Raw genomic sequence first — 15,658 nt, 5'->3', positions numbered from 1 at the left:
GAAACGCGCCCTATGAATTTTTGCACAGGTTAACCAGCGATCAAAGGTTCGGGTACATCGGGAAACGCGCACAGAGCGCTTCGACTTCGCCTTTGACTTTAGCCTCAACTGCAGCGTTGCCATCTTCACCATTCGCGGCCAAACCGTCCACAACTTCGATGATCCAATCGGCAATCTGGCGAAACTCTGCTTCACCAAAGCCGCGCGTCGTACCAGCAGGAGAGCCAAGACGAATGCCAGAGGTTACTGTTGGCTTTTCAGGATCGAAAGGAACGCCATTCTTGTTGCACGTGATGTGCGCGCGACCCAAAGCTTTGTCGACGATGTTGCCTGTCACGCCTTTTGGACGCAGGTCTACAAGAACAACATGCGTGTCTGTGCCGTGTGTCACAGTGTCGAGACCGCCCTTGATCAACTGATCGCTCAAAGCTTGCGCATTCAAGATGACCTGTTTGATATAGGTCTTAAACTCTGGCTGTAGGGCTTCACCGAATGCGACTGCTTTAGCCGCGATTACGTGCATCAAAGGACCACCTTGAATGCCGGGGAAGATCGCGGAATTGAACTTCTTAGCGAGTGCTTCGTCATTCGTGACAATCATACCACCACGTGGACCGCGAAGTGTCTTGTGCGTTGTGGTCGTTGCAACATGGGCGTGTGGGAAGGGCGAAGGATGCTCGCCCGCGGCAACGAGACCGGCAAAGTGCGCCATGTCAACGTGGAGATACGCGCCAACCATGTCCGCAATTTCACGCATACGCTTAAAATCGATCTGGCGCGGGATAGCAGAGCCGCCGGCGATGATCATCTTTGGTTGATGCTCTTTCGCGAGCGCTTCGACCTGATCATAGTCCAGCAGGTTGTCTTGCTTGCGCACGCCATATTGGATTGCGTTGAACCATTTGCCTGATTGATTTGGCTTGGCACCATGTGTGAGGTGACCACCCGCGTCCAAGGACATGCCAAGGATTGTATCGCCGGGCTGCAAGAGGGCCTGAAACACGCCTTGGTTGGCCTGCGAGCCTGAGTTTGGCTGAACATTGGCAAATCCACAGCCAAACAATTCTTTTGCGCGCTCGATCGCAAGGTTTTCAGCGACATCGACATGCTGACAGCCGCCGTAATAGCGTCGGCCTGGATAGCCCTCAGCGTATTTGTTGGTCATCACTGACCCCTGCGCTTCCATGACCGCGGCAGAAACGATGTTTTCGGACGCGATCAATTCAATCTCGTCGCGCTGGCGGCCTAGCTCTGCAGTGATGGAGCCAAAGATTTCTGGATCGCGCTCAGACAGGCTTTGCGTGAAAAACGTGGTGTTTGAATTGCTCATTTTGAACTCCGGCAGGGTAACATTCATGATGTGACGTAGCCGTATAGGAAATTTGTTCAAGCTCAACCCGTATATGCGACGGATGTGCGAATTTCTACGCCATGACTGGTGGTTGCGCAGAACATGTGCTTGTTTAATTCCAAGCACAGTGAAGTAGGACGCCAGATGACTTTAAAGATCGCCTTTTTGGCCAGCGACACTGGCACAGCACAAGCAGCGCGCGGCGCCTTGGTCACGCGCTACGGCAATGTAGAAAAAGAGGCGGCAGATGTGATTGTCGCGCTTGGTGGGGATGGCTTTATGCTCTCCGTTTTGCATGCGTCACAGGACTTGCCTGCGCCCGTGTACGGGATGAACCGTGGCACCATTGGCTTTTTGATGAACGAATACAGCGAAAGCGACTTGCAAGAACGTTTGTCAGCTGCGGAAGAGGAAGTGATCAACCCACTCTCAATGCAGGCGCTTGATCGTCACGGAACCACTCATCGAGAACTTGCAATCAATGAAGTGTCCCTGCTGCGCGCGGGTCCGCAAGCGGCCAAGTTGCGTATCCACATTGATGGGCGCTTACGGATGCAAGAACTGGTTTGTGATGGCGCACTGCTCGCGACGCCTGCGGGCTCAACGGCGTATAATTATTCAGCCCACGGTCCAATTTTACCGATTGGCGCCGATGTTCTGGCGCTTACGGCAATGGCGGCTTTTAGGCCGCGTCGCTGGCGGGGGGCTTTGGTGCCCAAAGCTGCGAACGTGCGCTTCGAAGTGATTGAGCCTGACAAACGCCCTGTTATGGCAGATGCTGACGGGCGTTCGGTGAAAGATGTAATCAAAGTAGAAATCCGCTCGGAGCCGAGTATTGCGCACCGTATTTTGTTCGATCCAGGCCATGGCCTTGAAGAACGTCTTATCCGCGAACAATTCGTCTAGGCTAAGACAAAGAGTTCCCACCCCTAAAACTGCTTCATTTTTCCTTATAAACTCAAAACTCCAAGCCGTTAGGCTTGGAGCATCGCGAGGGCTTTAGCCCTCGCAAAACCTGTCGACAGCGAAAGCTGGCGTCACTTGGCGTAGCCGATACTTTGAAGTGCAACCTTGATTTCATCAAGGATCGCAGGGTCATCTATTGTTGCAGGCAACTTGAATGTCTCGCTATCGGCGATCTTTACCATGGTGCCGCGCAATATCTTGCCAGAGCGGGTTTTGGGCAAACGATCCACAACGACGGCAAGCTTGAACGCGGCCACAGGGCCAATTTTCTCACGAACGAGCTTCACGCATTCGGCGACGACGTCACTATCTTGTCGCCCCGCGCCAGAATTTAGGCATAAAAAACCAACAGGCATTTGGCCTTTTAACTGGTCCGTCACGCCAATCACCGCGCATTCGGCCACATCAGGATGCGCAGCCAGCACTTCTTCCATGCCTCCCGTCGACAAACGATGGCCCGCAACGTTAATTACGTCATCCGTGCGCGCCATGATGTAGAGATATCCGTCTTCATCAATCATCCCTGCATCGCCAGTCTCGTAATACCCCGGAAACTGCGTAAGATAACTTTTGCGAAACCGATCCTCTGCGTTCCACAGCGTCGGCAAGGTTCCTGGTGGCAATGGCAACTTCACAGCAATTGCACCCAGTTCGCCAGCTTTCATCTGATGGCCACCCTCATCGAGGACTTGCACATCATACCCCGGCATCGGCACAGAAGGGCTGCCGAGTTTGACAGGCATGTGCTCTATACCTATCGGATTTGCGGCAATGGCAAAGCCCGTCTCTGTCTGCCACCAGTGATCGATCACAGGCACATTCAACTGGTTCTGCGCCCATTCAATGGTGTCAGGATCGGCACGCTCCCCTGCGAGATACACGACATTTAAACAGGATAAATCGTATTTTTTGACAAATTCACCTTTCGGATCCTCGCGTTTAACGGCGCGAAATGCAGTCGGGGCGGTGAAAAAGCTTTTGACGTTATGTTCGGAAATGACGCGCCAAAAAGTACCTGCGTCAGGTGTGCCGACAGGCTTGCCTTCAAAGACAATCGTAGTGTTGCCATGAATAAGCGGCGCGTAACAGATATAGGAATGCCCAACGACCCAACCGACGTCTGACGCGGCCCAAAAGACCTCACCGGGGTCAACGTTGTAGACGTTTTTCATTGTCCAGTTAAGAGCAACTAGATGACCCGCCGTATGACGCACAACACCTTTGGGCGCACCGGTCGTGCCAGATGTATAAAGAATGTAGGCAGGATGATTGCCCTCAACAGGCAAGCACTCCGCCGGGGTGACGCCCTCTTGGAAGCCATGCCAATCTACATCGCGCGCACCCAGCGCAACGACCTCTTGCTCACGCTGCAGTATGACACAAAAGTCAGGTTTATGCGTTGAAAGCTCAATAGCTCCATCCAGAAGTGGCTTGTACTGAACAACCCGTCCCGGCTCCAATCCGCAAGACGCAGCGATAATGGCTTTTGGTGTTGCATCATCAATGCGTACTGCGAGTTCGTTTGCAGCAAAGCCGCCAAACACAACTGAATGGATCGCGCCAATGCGCGCGCAAGCGAGCATCGCGTCCAGTGCTTCGGGAACCATGGGCATATAAATAATAACGCGATCGCCTTTTTCGACGCCCTTGGCACGTAAAGCACCTGCAAGCGATGCGACGCGTGTTTGCAATTCTGCATATGTAGTTTTGCTGACAGAGTCGGTGATTGGGCTATCGTGAATGATTGCCACTTGATCACCACGTCCGTTTTCAACGTGGCGATCAACCGCGTTATAGCATGTGTTTACCTTGGTATCGACGAACCATTCGTAAAGCCCATCGCCCTTGTCTGTAAGTGCTTTGCTTGGCGCTTGATCCCAATCAATGGCCTTTGCGGCATCAAGCCAGAAGGCTTCAGGATCGTTTTGCCAGCTTGCGTAGACGTCTTTATAGGCCATGGGATGCTCCTTTTCGTGCTTTGCACAGGAGTTAGTCCGCTCAAAGCGCATAGGGCAAGTGTCTTGGCATCGCTGCGGACGCATTGACGCATATTATTTGCAATATTCGCAAACATCGCCCTGCAGATTTTTGCAAAGTTGTTTACTTTAGCGATATCAGCGGCGCATTTCACCAATATTGCAAATTTGCAAACCTCTCTATCCGTAGTTGGAAACAGGTGTTCCTGCGATGACACCCATGTTCAGCAAGCCACGCGCTGTAACGCCGGGCGTCACGATATGCGCACGATTGCCCATGCCCATCAGCAACGGTCCAACCTCCAAAGCAGCGGCTTTCATCTTCAAAACATTGCGCGTCGCAGATGCAGCATCACCGCTCCCAAAAACAAGGATATTTGCAGCGCCTGTTAAGCGGCCGCCGGGCAAAAGCTTGTCGCGCAAGCTGGCGTCAAGCGCGGCATCGACCTTCATTTCGCCTTCATAGGCAAAATCTGTTCCCAGTTCATCAAGAATAGCCATTGCAGCGCGGAGGCGTTTTCCAGGGCCATCGGCTTGTGTGCCAAACTGAGATTGCGAACAAAAGGCGAGCTTTGGCTCTAGTCCAAATCGACGCGCGTGGCGCGCAGCACCAAGGGCGGTTTGCGCAATCTGCTCTGGCGTTGGCTGGGTCCACACGTGTGTATCAGCCACGAACAATGGGCCATCTTCCAGAACCATCATGGAAAGAGCACCGTGGGGATTGTGCGTGTCATCGCCCAAAATTTGGTTCACATAGTTCAGATGCCAGCGATATTCGCCAAAGGTACCACAAATCATGCTGTCGGCCTCTTCGCGATGGACCATGACGGCTGCAATCGCGGTGGTATTTGTGCGCATGACCGCGCGCGCAATATCTGGCGTAACGCCTTGGCGCGCCATGATACCGTGATAGGTTTCCCAGTAATCGCGGTATCGTGGATCATTTTCAGGGTTCACGATGTTGAAGTCACGATCAGGACGAATGCTCAAACCTGCGCGTTCGCACCGTGCGATAATGACCTCTGGGCGACCGATTAAAATTGGCGTTTCGGTGGTTTCTTCCAAAATAGCCTGAGCCGCACGCAACACACGTTCGTCTTCACCTTCCGCGAACACGATGCGGCGGGTTTCTTTTGCTGCAGCTTCAAAAACAGGACGCATCAATAGGGCTGATTTAAAGACGGATTCGTTTAGTTTGTCGCGGTAAGCATTAAGATCCTCGACTGGTTTCGTCGCCACACCGGTTTCCATCGCGGCTTGTGCCACGGCTGATGATACTACAGCAGAAAGCCTCGGATCAAAGGGTTTGGGGATCAGATAATCGACGCCAAAAGTCAGCTGTTCTCCCTTGTATGCGGCCGCGGCTTCGGCGCTTGTTGTTGCACGCGCAAGCTCTGCGATGCCGGCGATACAGGCAAGTTGCATCTCATCGTTGATCTCTGTCGCACCCACGTCCAAGGCACCGCGAAAGATGAATGGAAAACAGAGCACGTTGTTAACCTGATTGGGGAAATCACTGCGTCCTGTTGCTATGATTGCGTCTGGCGCAACTGCGCGTGCCGCATCAGGCGCAATTTCGGGATTGGGGTTTGCAAGCGCGAAAATGATGGGCTTCTTGGTCATCTTCGCAACCATTTCAGGTTTGAGCACGTTAGGTCCAGATAGTCCCAAGAACATATCCGCCCCGTCGATCACGTCATCAAGCGTCCGCAGATCGCTTTTCTGCGCAAAGGCCGCTTTTTGCGGATTCATGTCCTCAGATCGACCCTCATAGACCAGTCCATGGATATCGCACAGCCAGACATTTTCGCGCTTCACGCCTAATTTGAGCAACATGTTCAAGCACGCAATGCCCGCCGCGCCACCACCTGTTGAAATGATCTTGATATCTTCGAACTTCTTGTCTGAAACGTGCAAAGCATTCGTTGCAGCGGCACCAACAACGATCGCAGTGCCATGCTGATCATCGTGAAAGACTGGAATATTCATCCGTTCACGACAAATTTGTTCAACGATGAAGCAATCAGGGGCTTTGATATCTTCCAGGTTGACCGCACCGAACGTAGGTTCGAGCGCGCAGACGATATCTGCGAGCTTTTCAGGGTCTTTTTCATCGACTTCGATGTCAAAGCAATCAATGCCTGCAAATTGTTTGAAAAGGACTGCTTTGCCCTCCATCACCGGTTTAGATGCAAGCGCGCCGATATTGCCTAAGCCCAGCACTGCAGTCCCGTTGGTGATGACGGCTACCAAATTGCCCCGCGCGGTGTAACGTGTTGCATCGCTTGGATTTTTGCTGATCTCGATGCAGGCTTCTGCGACGCCGGGGGAATAGGCGCGCGCCAGATCACGTCCATTTGCCAAGGGCTTTGTTGCGCGGATTTCGAGCTTTCCGGGCTTTGGGAATTCATGATAATCAAGCGCCGCTTTACGCACGGCTTCTTTTGCGAGCGCGGCTTCTCTTTCCAAATCGGCTTTCTTATCGGTCATCTTGGTCCCTTAATGCGTCAGGTGTAGGTTAGTTTGACGTTAAACTATATGCTTCAAGCTAAAAACACTAGGTCGGTTTGATACAGTTTTCTTGATATCTTGCAAATAGGTGGGCGCGTTGACACTCTAACAACACGCGCGAGCAAGAGACTCGCCCTGTGAAGGAAGATCAATGAGCGATATCAAAGCTGAAGTCTGTGGCCCTACCAGTGATATTCGCGCTGACATTGCGTATTTTACGAAGGAACTCGGCTTCAAGATGGACATGATCTATCCGGCAGACGACCCTCAAGTCGCAATTTTTTCCGGTCATGGCGTATCCTTACGGCTTGATCAACAGAGCGATGCTGCGCCTGTAAAACTTCGACTGCGCTGCGATGCTCCGGATGAAGTTGGGGGCACTGGTATACAAACCGCACCCGGTGGCACGCAGATCGAGATTGCTGAAATGCATGAGCCGTTGGTTTTACCACAAACGCTGCATTCCTTTGTCGTAAGGCGGCTTGCGGATCAGGCCCCTTGGGTTGTTGGGCGCGCTGGTATGCACTATCGCGATTTGATTCCTGATCGCCTAGGTGGGTCCATTATCGCGAGCCATATCCGTATCCCAGATGGCGGCCCAGTGCCGGACATGGTGCATTATCACACGGTCGGGTTTCAGTTGATCTTCTGTTATCGCGGCTGGGTCGATCTGGTCTACGAGGATCAAGGCGCGCCATTCCGTTTGCATGCGGGTAATTGCGTCATCCAACCACCTGAAATTCGTCATCGCGTTTTGTTCGCGTCAGACAACATTGAAGTGATCGAAATTGGTGTGCCAGCAGAGCACGTCACAACGATCGATCACGAAATGGAGCTGCCGAATGAAACAGTGAATCGAGAACGTGAATTCCAAGGTCAAAAGTTTGTGCATCACAAAGCAGATGAAGCGCAGTGGCGTGACTTTCGTCTAAGCGGCTTTGTCAGCCGTGACACGCTTATCGCGCAGAACACGCGGGATGTGGCTGGTGTGCATGTGGTGAAACGCGGCAAGGGCGCGCTTGAATGGGCCGCGCATGACAGTGATATTCACTTCACATTTGTGATGGACGGGACGATGACTTTAGAAGGTGAGGGCCGCGCGCCACATCAGCTGCAAGCGGGCGATGCTTTTGTAACGCCGCCGTCGATGTTGACACGGTATTCGGATGCATCAGACGATCTGGAGTTGCTTGAAGTTTCGCTGCCCGGAGTTTTCAATACTTGGGTGGGAGAGCCAACATGAATCTGAAAGACGCAGCAGCATCGGTGCGCGAAAATGCCCATGCGCCGTATTCTAATTTCAAAGTGGGCGCGGCTATTCGCACCGCTTCGGGCACTGTGTTTCAAGGCTGCAATGTTGAAAACGTTGCTTATCCTGAAGGGACCTGCGCCGAAGCGGGCGCAATCGCTGCAATGTGTGCCGCGGGAGAACGCGAGATCGCGGAAGTTTACGTGATTGCGCAAAGCCCTGCACCAGTTCCGCCCTGTGGCGGCTGCCGCCAAAAATTGTCAGAGTTTGCAACTGCTGACGTTGTTGTGACGCTTGCTACGACCGATGGCATTGAGAAACGTATGACCGTAGCAGAACTTTTGCCCGGTGCTTTCGATGCAAGCTTTATGGACAACGCTTAAGTGGACGCGCGTGCGATCATTGCAGCACTTCGACGTGGTGAGACGATAGAGCCAGATGCGTTGACCTGGTTCGCACGCGGGCTGGCGGATTATTCAGTAAGTGATGCGCAAGCCGGTGCATTTGCAATGGCTGTCTGTTTGCAAGGTCTGGGACAAGACGGGCGCGCGGCACTTACTTTGGCAATGCAAGCAAGTGGCAAAACGCTCGCGTGGGATTTGGATGGTCCTGTGCTCGACAAACACTCCACCGGCGGCGTGGGGGATTGCGTTTCACTGGTCTTGGCGCCTGCGCTGGCGGCGTGCGGGGCGTATGTGCCGATGATTTCTGGCCGTGGTCTTGGCCATACTGGCGGCACACTGGATAAGATGGAGAGCATTTCTGGCGTTTCGACGTCTGTCGATGAAGCGCAATTCAAACGCATCATTGGTCAAGCGGGATGCGCCATCGTGAGCGCAAGTGCGGATATCGCGCCAGCAGACAAACGCCTTTACGCAGTGCGTGACGTGACAGCGACAGTCGAAAGCCTTGATCTGATCACAGCGTCGATCTTGTCCAAAAAGCTGGCTGCGGGGTTGGATGGATTGGTGCTCGACGTCAAAGTCGGCTCTGGTGCGTTCATGAAAAGCACGGAAGACGCGCGCGCATTAGCGCAGGCTTTGGTGCAGACCGCCAATCTCGCTGGATGCCCGACCACCGCCCTTATTACTGATATGAACGCGCCGCTCGCACCCGCACTTGGCAACGCTTTGGAGATCGCGGAAGTGATGAAAGTGTTGCACGGTGCGGATCGCGGGCCGCTCTACGAACTTACCCTCGCGCTTGGAACGCAATTGCTATTCAGTGGCGGTCTTTTCGCAAGTGAGGACGCTGCCCGCGAAGCATTGAGCAATGTGATTGTAAGTGGCGCTGCAGCCGAACGGTTTGCAAAGATGATTGCTGCAATGGGGGGACCTTTGGGCTTTGTCGACAATCCGCAGCGCTACTTGCCCGAAGCGCCTGTCATCCGCGAAGTGACTGCGCTTGAGGACGGGTATGTCAGCGCGATTGAAGGTGAGGCGCTGGGACTTGCGGTTGTTGGCCTTGGCGGTGGACGTCAACGAGAGAGTGATTTGATTGATCCCGCAGTTGGCCTATCCGAAGTCGTCAGGTTGGGTGCTTTTGTCACAAAAGGGCAGCCCCTTGCGCGTATTCACGCTGCGCGTGAAGGGCAGGCAGATCGCGCGGCGCTGGCAATTCGTGGCGCGATTGCCCTTTCATCGAACCCACCCGCGAAACAAGGACTTGTGCATGAGGTGATCTACTGATGGCACGTGCGTTTTTGATTGTTCTCGACAGCGCCGGATGTGGCGGCGCACCGGATGCGGGCGATTTTTTCAATGGCGACTTGCCCGATACTGGCGCGAACACGCTGGGGCATATCATCAAGCATGTTGGCTTGCATGTACCGACTATGGATGCGCTGGGCCTTGGCGCGGCTATTCGTTTATCGACAGGGATCGACACACCGGGTTTGAGTGCAGAGCCAACGGCGCTTTGGGGCGTTGCGCGCGAAACCTCGATTGGGAAAGATACGCCCTCAGGGCATTGGGAGCTTGCGGGGCTACCGGTGCCATGGGAGTGGACGTACTTCCCAGATACCGTTCCAGCGTTTCCCGATGACATCACCAACGCACTGTGCAAAGCCGCAGGCACGAACGGCATCTTATGCAACGCTCATTCCAATGGCATCAAGGTGATCGACGAGCTTGGCGAAGAACATCTGCGCACAGGTTGGCCGATTTGTTATACCTCTGCGGATAGTGTTTTGCAGATTGCGGCACATGAAGGGGTGTTTGGCCGCGAGCGTCTTATGAAAATGTGCGCGGACGTTGCGCCATTGCTACATGAAAGGCGCGTGGGTCGCGTGATTGCGCGACCATTCATAGGAACATCGCGGGCGGATTTTGAGCGCACGCAGCACCGCAAAGACTTTGCCATCAAACCCCCAAAGACAGTCCTTACGAATTGGCTGCAAGCATCAGGTGGCAAAGTCCATGGTGTTGGAAAGATTGGCGATATTTTCTCCATGAGCGGCATCGACACCAGCGTGAAAGGTTCTGATGCGGATCTGATGCTTGCCTTAGACGGGTTGGCCGCACACGCGGATACGGGTGACTTTGTCTTCGCCAATCTGGTAGAGTTCGACACGAATTACGGACATCGCCGTGATGTGGCCGGCTACGGTGCAGCCCTTGAACTGTTTGATCTTTGGTTGGCGCAATTCCTACCGCGTTTACGTGAGGGTGATCTGCTTATACTCACCGCAGATCATGGCAATGACCCAAGCTGGGCAGGAACAGATCACACCCGCGAACAGGTGCCTGTCCTTGTGTATGGCGTAGGCGTAGGCGAAATCGGGATTTGCGGATTTAGCGATGTTGCCGCGTCGATTGCAGAGCATTTAGGTGTCACAGAGCGCGGCACCGGAAGGAGTTTCTTATGAGTGAGTTGAGCGAAGAACTGAGCGCCATCATTGATCTGCCGAAGGTTGAGTTACACACCCATTATGAAGGGGCCGCACCGCCCGCGTTCATTCGTGGGCTCGCACAGGAGAAAAAGGTCGATCTGTCAAAAATTTTCAATGATGACGGCTCTTATGCGTTCGAAGGGTTCGTGCCGTTCTTGCGCGTTTACGAGGCAGCGACGACCGTTTTGCAAACACCTGAAGACTTCAAACGCCTTGGGCTTGCCATACTGGAAGACGCGGCCAGCAATGGCGTCGTTTACATGGAGAGTTTTGTCAGCCCGGATTTTTGCGGTGGCGGGGATGTGACAGCGTGGCGCGAATACCTTGCCGCGATGGTTGAGGCCGCTGATGAAGCAGAGCGCGATTTCGGGATTGTGTCGCGGGGCATCGTCACCTGCATTCGTCACGAAGGACCTGATCAGGCGAAGACGGCGGCTCTGTGCGCGGCGGAAACTGTCGGTGAGTTTATTACGGGTTTTGGGATGGGCGGCGATGAGAACAAAGGCCATCAACGCGATTTCAAATACAGCTTTGATATGGCGCTTGAAGCAGGTTTGCGCCTGACGACACATGCGGGGGAATGGCGCGGACCTCAAGAAGTGCGCGACGCCGTGAATGATCTCGGTGTTGAGCGCGTCGGCCACGGCGTGCGCGCTGCGCAAGATCCCGCGCTTGTCGATGAGTTGGCAGAAAAGGGCATCGTGCTTGAGGTGTGCCCGGGCTCCAATGTCGCCCTCGGGGCTTATCCCGATTGGAAAAGCCACCCCATTGATATGCTGCGCCGTGCGGGCGTTAAAGTAACAGTGTCCACCGATGATCCGCCCTTCTTTCATACGACAATGCGTGATGAATACCTCAACCTTGCCAATACTTTTGGTTGGGATGCAGAGGTGTTTATGGCGATCGCAAAAGCATCGGCAAACGCCGCGTTCTGTGACGACGCGACCCGCGCAAAAATTCTAAAAACACTGGAGAGCTAACCCATGACAGAGCATCTGACCGTCGTTGATCACCCGCTCATTCAACACAAACTTACGCTCATGCGTGAGAAAGGCACATCCACGGCAGTGTTTCGTCAACTGCTGCGCGAGATTAGCCAGCTTTTGGCCTATGAAGTCACGCGCGGCCTGCCGATGACAACAAAACGCATTGAAACGCCCATGATGGAAATGGATGCGCCGACGTTAGATGGTAAGAAGCTCGCGCTGATTTCTATTTTGCGCGCGGGCAATGGTTTGCTGGATGGCGTTTTGGAACTGATCCCCTCAGCGCGGGTCGGATTTGTTGGGCTCTACCGTGATGAAGAGACGCTTCAGCCCGTGCAGTATTACTTCAAAGCGCCAGATGCGTTAGAAGATCGTTTGGTTATCGCCGTTGATCCGATGCTGGCCACGGGTAATTCATCGGTCGCGGCGATTGATCTGTTGAAAAAGGCGGGCGCAACCAACATTCGCTTCCTTTGTCTGCTTGCGGCACCCGAAGGGGTTGCAACCATGAAGGCAGCGCACCCTGATGTTCCTATCGTTACAGCTGCACTCGACGAAAAGCTGAACGAAGTTGGATATATCATGCCTGGACTAGGGGATGCGGGTGATCGCATGTTTGGCACTAAATAAAGGAAATTTTCCGCTCGTTACCACAACGTTAGCTAGACTCTGTCTCGAATCTGAGGCAATGATAATGCTCATCTGTGGGGGCAGAAAATGAACGTTAAAAGATTCGTATCGGTATCCGTGTTGGCCGCAACATGTGTGTTTTCCTTCAATACGCTAAACGCGCAAACGCTTGCGCGTGACAATGGTCCGGCGGAAATTCCACCGGCGTCTTTCACGGCAAGCCAATATGTCGACAGCAAAGGCTGCGTCTACATTCGTGCGGGCGTTGATGGCAACGTGAATTGGGTGCCGCGTGTCTCACGCTCACGTAAGGTTGTTTGCGGGCAAACACCAAGTCTTGGAGGATCGCGGACAGCCGCGGCTGCACCAGCTTCTGCTCCGGCGCGTGCGCCCGTTCAGATTGAAGCCACGCCAGCCCCTGTCGCTGTTGCACCAAAGTCTCCGACGCCGGTTGTGCGCGCAACGCGGAACACTGTGGCAAGTGTACTTGCGCCGCGCCCCGTGCGCACGGTCGCGTCCACACCTGTTGTGAAGCAGCGGATCGCACCAACGATGCAAACAACGCGTGCTCCACGTCCGAGCACATTCCGCCAAGATCCGCCGCGCATCCAAGCGGCACCTGTGCAAGCTCCCCAGCGTCGTGTCCAAGCCCAGCCGCGTATTGTGCGCGTTGCGCCAACTGCTCCAGTTGCGCAGCCCCGCCGTATCGTGACCAATACCCAGCGTACAACGATCGGATCACAAACGTGTCGTGGCGCGTCAGCGGTTAGCCAACAGTATATTGGCCGTACAGGAAACGCAGTGCGATGCGGCCCCCAGCAAGGGCCAATCGTTACACGTGCAGGCGATGTTCAAGGCGGCACTTTCCGTGCTGCCAATGGTCAAGTTTTGAACGCCGCAAACGTTAGCCCCAACGCAATTGTTGTGCCACGCCATGTTTACGAAAAGCAGCAAGCTGCGAAGCTCGCGACAGGTACGCCTAAGGGGTACAAAAATGCATGGCAGGATGACCGTCTAAACCAGCGTCGTGCACATCAGACACTTGGTGGCAAAGGCCAAATGGACCTCGTTTGGACGCAAACCGTCCCGCGCCGCTTGATCGTGCGTAGCTCTGGTCGTGATGTGACGCGTTCTTTCCCAGGGTTGCGTTATCCTTATACATCCGCAGCCCAGCAAAACGCAGCATGGAGCCAAGGCGTTCAGGTGATTTCCACCCAAGGTCAAGCGCCAGGACGTGTGCAAAAGCAGCGTGTCGTTCAGCAAAAAGCAGCACCTCGCAAACAGGTGCGTGTCTCCACAAGGACGAGCGCGCCGCGTAAGCCCGCTGCCGTTGTTGGCAAAAGCTATGTACAAGTTGGTACATTCGGTGTTGCAGCCAACGCGCAGAACACGGCAGCACGCATTCAGCGTATGGGTATGCCTGTCCGCATTGGTAAATTCTCACGTGGTGGCAAGGAAATGCGCATCGTGCTTGCAGGTCCCTTCCCATCTTCTGCACATGTAAATGGTGCGTTGCGCGCTGTGCATAATGCGGGGTTCCGCGACGCATTTGCGCGCAAGTAATCAAGCGCGCGACCGACGTTATCATCAGGCCTCGTATTCACTGCGGGGCCTTTTGTTTTGGTGTTTAAGTTGCCGTATGCGCTACAATATTGAGCAGCTTGCCACTTGGATCACGAAGGTAAAACCTTCGCACGCCCCAAGGTTCATCGGTTAAGGCATATTCAATGTTGAGCCCCATATCGCAGGCGCGTCGATAGGTTTGATCCACATCGCTTACTGCGATTGAAAGATCAGGGACAGGGGTGCCTGAGCCACCTTCACTTGCAATGGAAAGCTGGACAGGCATCATATTGTCAGTCGCTAGGGTTGTGATCCAACCCAAATCCATCACTGGTTTGAGATCAAAAAGCGTTTCATAGAACACCCGTATGTTCGCCAATGCCTCGCCTGATGCGCTGGCCGAAACGTTTGGTACAATTCGCCTGATCGCCACCTTCTCTAGCCTTCACAAATCGTCTGAAGGCGCACCCAAGATGCATCTGGCAGGACAGGCGTTGTTGCGACTCCTGCAAGGGGGTCACCCTCGATCAGCTCGAGTGTTCGCTCTCCCGTCACATCTAGCGCGTAACCATACGGACTTGATGGAATGCCCTGCGCCTCAAAGCGCGCAAGCATGGGGGTAATATCGACGGGTGTGGGTGCCTCGGTAAGCAGTTGTTTCGCATGCGTCTCTAGCGTGCCTTCGGGAAGGCGGCTCGTTGTGAGCAAACGCAATGTCGCCAGTGTGCCCGCGCTTTCGAGCACATGACGCAGCGGGTCGCGATCTGCGCGTCGCGTCTGCTCTGCAATAATGTAGCCAGCAAGCACATCGGGGCTTTCGTAGTCTTCGACCATTGTGCGGCTCAACAAGATGACGCCACCGGGAATATGAATTGCGTCCTTCACACCCGCGCGCATCACGGCGAGATAATTGGGCCCTTCGTCCGTTGTCATGCGCTGCGTCAAGTCGACCAAGGCTTGCGTGGCTGTCGCGCTGCTACAAGGAATGCCGGTCGAGCGTTGCATATGCGTCAAAAGGCTATTGCCAATTTCAGCGCGTTTCACAGGAGGGACGACTTTCAAAGCTTGGTCCACAATTGCATCTGGAAGCAAAAACGCAGCCGCAGCGGCACCGGTCGCGAGCAAGGCAACTGTAAGAATTCCACGAAGACGCCCTTTGCGCGGGCGTGCACGCTCAACGGCTTTACGCAGCTTTTCAATGGCACGGATCATTTCGTCTTCATCCGCGGCGATTTCAAGAGTTTCTGTCGTGTCGCCCTCAGGATGAAAAAGAGCAGGGCGCTTGCCTGGGTTCGCGCGTTCTATTGCGGCAAGGGACCAATGGGTTAGCGCCTGATCGCGCATGTCTTTGATTTGCAATGTCGCATCGCCAATGCACACAACAACATCCACGCGCTGCTTATCGGGCGAGGCACGCCAGAGGCCTGTGGCCTCCAGCCGATCATATTTGGTTATCGCTGTCATCTTGGGCGGGTCTGCTCTGCCTCTTGTTGTGTGCTTTCTAGCACGGCAGAGCAGGGTCGGGCAACGGGCCAG

General features: G+C 54.3%; 13 protein-coding genes. 8 read left to right on the top strand and 5 right to left on the bottom strand.

Going from position 1 to position 15,658, the window contains the following annotated elements; all coding sequences use genetic code 11:
* Positions 1-40: 40 nt before the first annotated feature.
* A complete protein-coding gene (gene glyA, locus ACTG3Z_RS07090; protein ID WP_439142173.1) occupies positions 41-1,330 on the bottom strand; it encodes a serine hydroxymethyltransferase in 1,290 nt (429 codons plus the stop codon).
* Positions 1,331-1,453: 123 nt separating this feature from the next.
* On the opposite strand from glyA, the gene ACTG3Z_RS07085 reads away from it, so the two are divergent.
* Positions 1,454-2,257 carry an NAD kinase gene (locus ACTG3Z_RS07085; RefSeq protein WP_439142171.1) on the top strand — a complete coding sequence of 268 codons (804 nt, stop codon included), beginning with the start codon at positions 1,454-1,456 and terminating at the stop codon, positions 2,255-2,257.
* A gap of 131 nt (positions 2,258-2,388) precedes the next feature.
* On the opposite strand, the gene prpE is transcribed toward ACTG3Z_RS07085, so the two are convergent.
* Complete coding sequence (gene prpE, locus ACTG3Z_RS07080) at positions 2,389-4,275, bottom strand: propionate-CoA ligase PrpE (RefSeq protein ID WP_439142169.1); 1,887 nt, start codon at positions 4,273-4,275, stop codon at positions 2,389-2,391.
* Between the two features lie 198 nt (positions 4,276-4,473).
* Complete coding sequence (locus ACTG3Z_RS07075; protein ID WP_439142167.1) at positions 4,474-6,783, bottom strand: NADP-dependent malic enzyme; 2,310 nt, start codon at positions 6,781-6,783, stop codon at positions 4,474-4,476.
* Between the two features lie 172 nt (positions 6,784-6,955).
* Here ACTG3Z_RS07075 and ACTG3Z_RS07070 point away from each other — a divergent pair, with 172 nt between their 5' ends.
* The 7 genes from ACTG3Z_RS07070 (at position 6,956) to ACTG3Z_RS07040 (ending at position 14,122) form a co-directional block, all read left to right on the top strand.
* A complete protein-coding gene (locus ACTG3Z_RS07070; RefSeq protein WP_439142166.1) occupies positions 6,956-8,047 on the top strand; it encodes a cupin domain-containing protein in 1,092 nt (363 codons plus the stop codon).
* Positions 8,044-8,436, top strand: coding sequence for a cytidine deaminase (locus ACTG3Z_RS07065; RefSeq protein ID WP_439142165.1), 393 nt, complete (start codon positions 8,044-8,046; stop codon positions 8,434-8,436). Before ACTG3Z_RS07070 ends, ACTG3Z_RS07065 begins: the two co-directional genes overlap by 4 nt.
* Positions 8,437-9,741, top strand: coding sequence for a thymidine phosphorylase (locus ACTG3Z_RS07060; protein WP_439142163.1), 1,305 nt, complete (start codon positions 8,437-8,439; stop codon positions 9,739-9,741). It abuts the gene before it with no gap.
* Complete coding sequence (locus tag ACTG3Z_RS07055) at positions 9,741-10,919, top strand: phosphopentomutase (protein WP_439142162.1); 1,179 nt, start codon at positions 9,741-9,743, stop codon at positions 10,917-10,919. Before ACTG3Z_RS07060 ends, ACTG3Z_RS07055 begins: the two co-directional genes overlap by 1 nt.
* Complete coding sequence (locus tag ACTG3Z_RS07050) at positions 10,916-11,923, top strand: adenosine deaminase (RefSeq protein WP_439142160.1); 1,008 nt, start codon at positions 10,916-10,918, stop codon at positions 11,921-11,923. The genes ACTG3Z_RS07055 and ACTG3Z_RS07050 overlap by 4 nt, the downstream gene beginning before the upstream one ends.
* A 3-nt stretch (positions 11,924-11,926) precedes the next feature.
* On the top strand, positions 11,927-12,559 hold the full coding sequence (gene upp / locus ACTG3Z_RS07045; protein ID WP_439142159.1) for a uracil phosphoribosyltransferase: 633 nt from the start codon (positions 11,927-11,929) through the stop codon (positions 12,557-12,559).
* 87 nt (positions 12,560-12,646) lie between these two features.
* A complete protein-coding gene (locus ACTG3Z_RS07040) occupies positions 12,647-14,122 on the top strand; it encodes an SPOR domain-containing protein (RefSeq protein ID WP_439142157.1) in 1,476 nt (491 codons plus the stop codon).
* Between the two features lie 64 nt (positions 14,123-14,186).
* Here ACTG3Z_RS07040 and ACTG3Z_RS07035 read toward each other — a convergent pair whose 3' ends face one another.
* Entirely contained in the window at positions 14,187-14,555 is a 369-nt protein-coding gene (locus ACTG3Z_RS07035; protein ID WP_439142156.1) for a VOC family protein, read from the bottom strand.
* A 5-nt stretch (positions 14,556-14,560) separates the two neighbouring features.
* A complete protein-coding gene (locus tag ACTG3Z_RS07030) occupies positions 14,561-15,586 on the bottom strand; it encodes a hypothetical protein (RefSeq protein WP_439142155.1) in 1,026 nt (341 codons plus the stop codon).
* Between the last annotated feature and the right edge of the window lie 72 nt (positions 15,587-15,658).

It is taken from the genome of Planktotalea sp., from assembly GCF_965659345.1.
Classification (GTDB): domain Bacteria; phylum Pseudomonadota; class Alphaproteobacteria; order Rhodobacterales; family Rhodobacteraceae; genus Planktotalea.
This window is presented reverse-complemented; position numbering and strand designations above follow the sequence as displayed.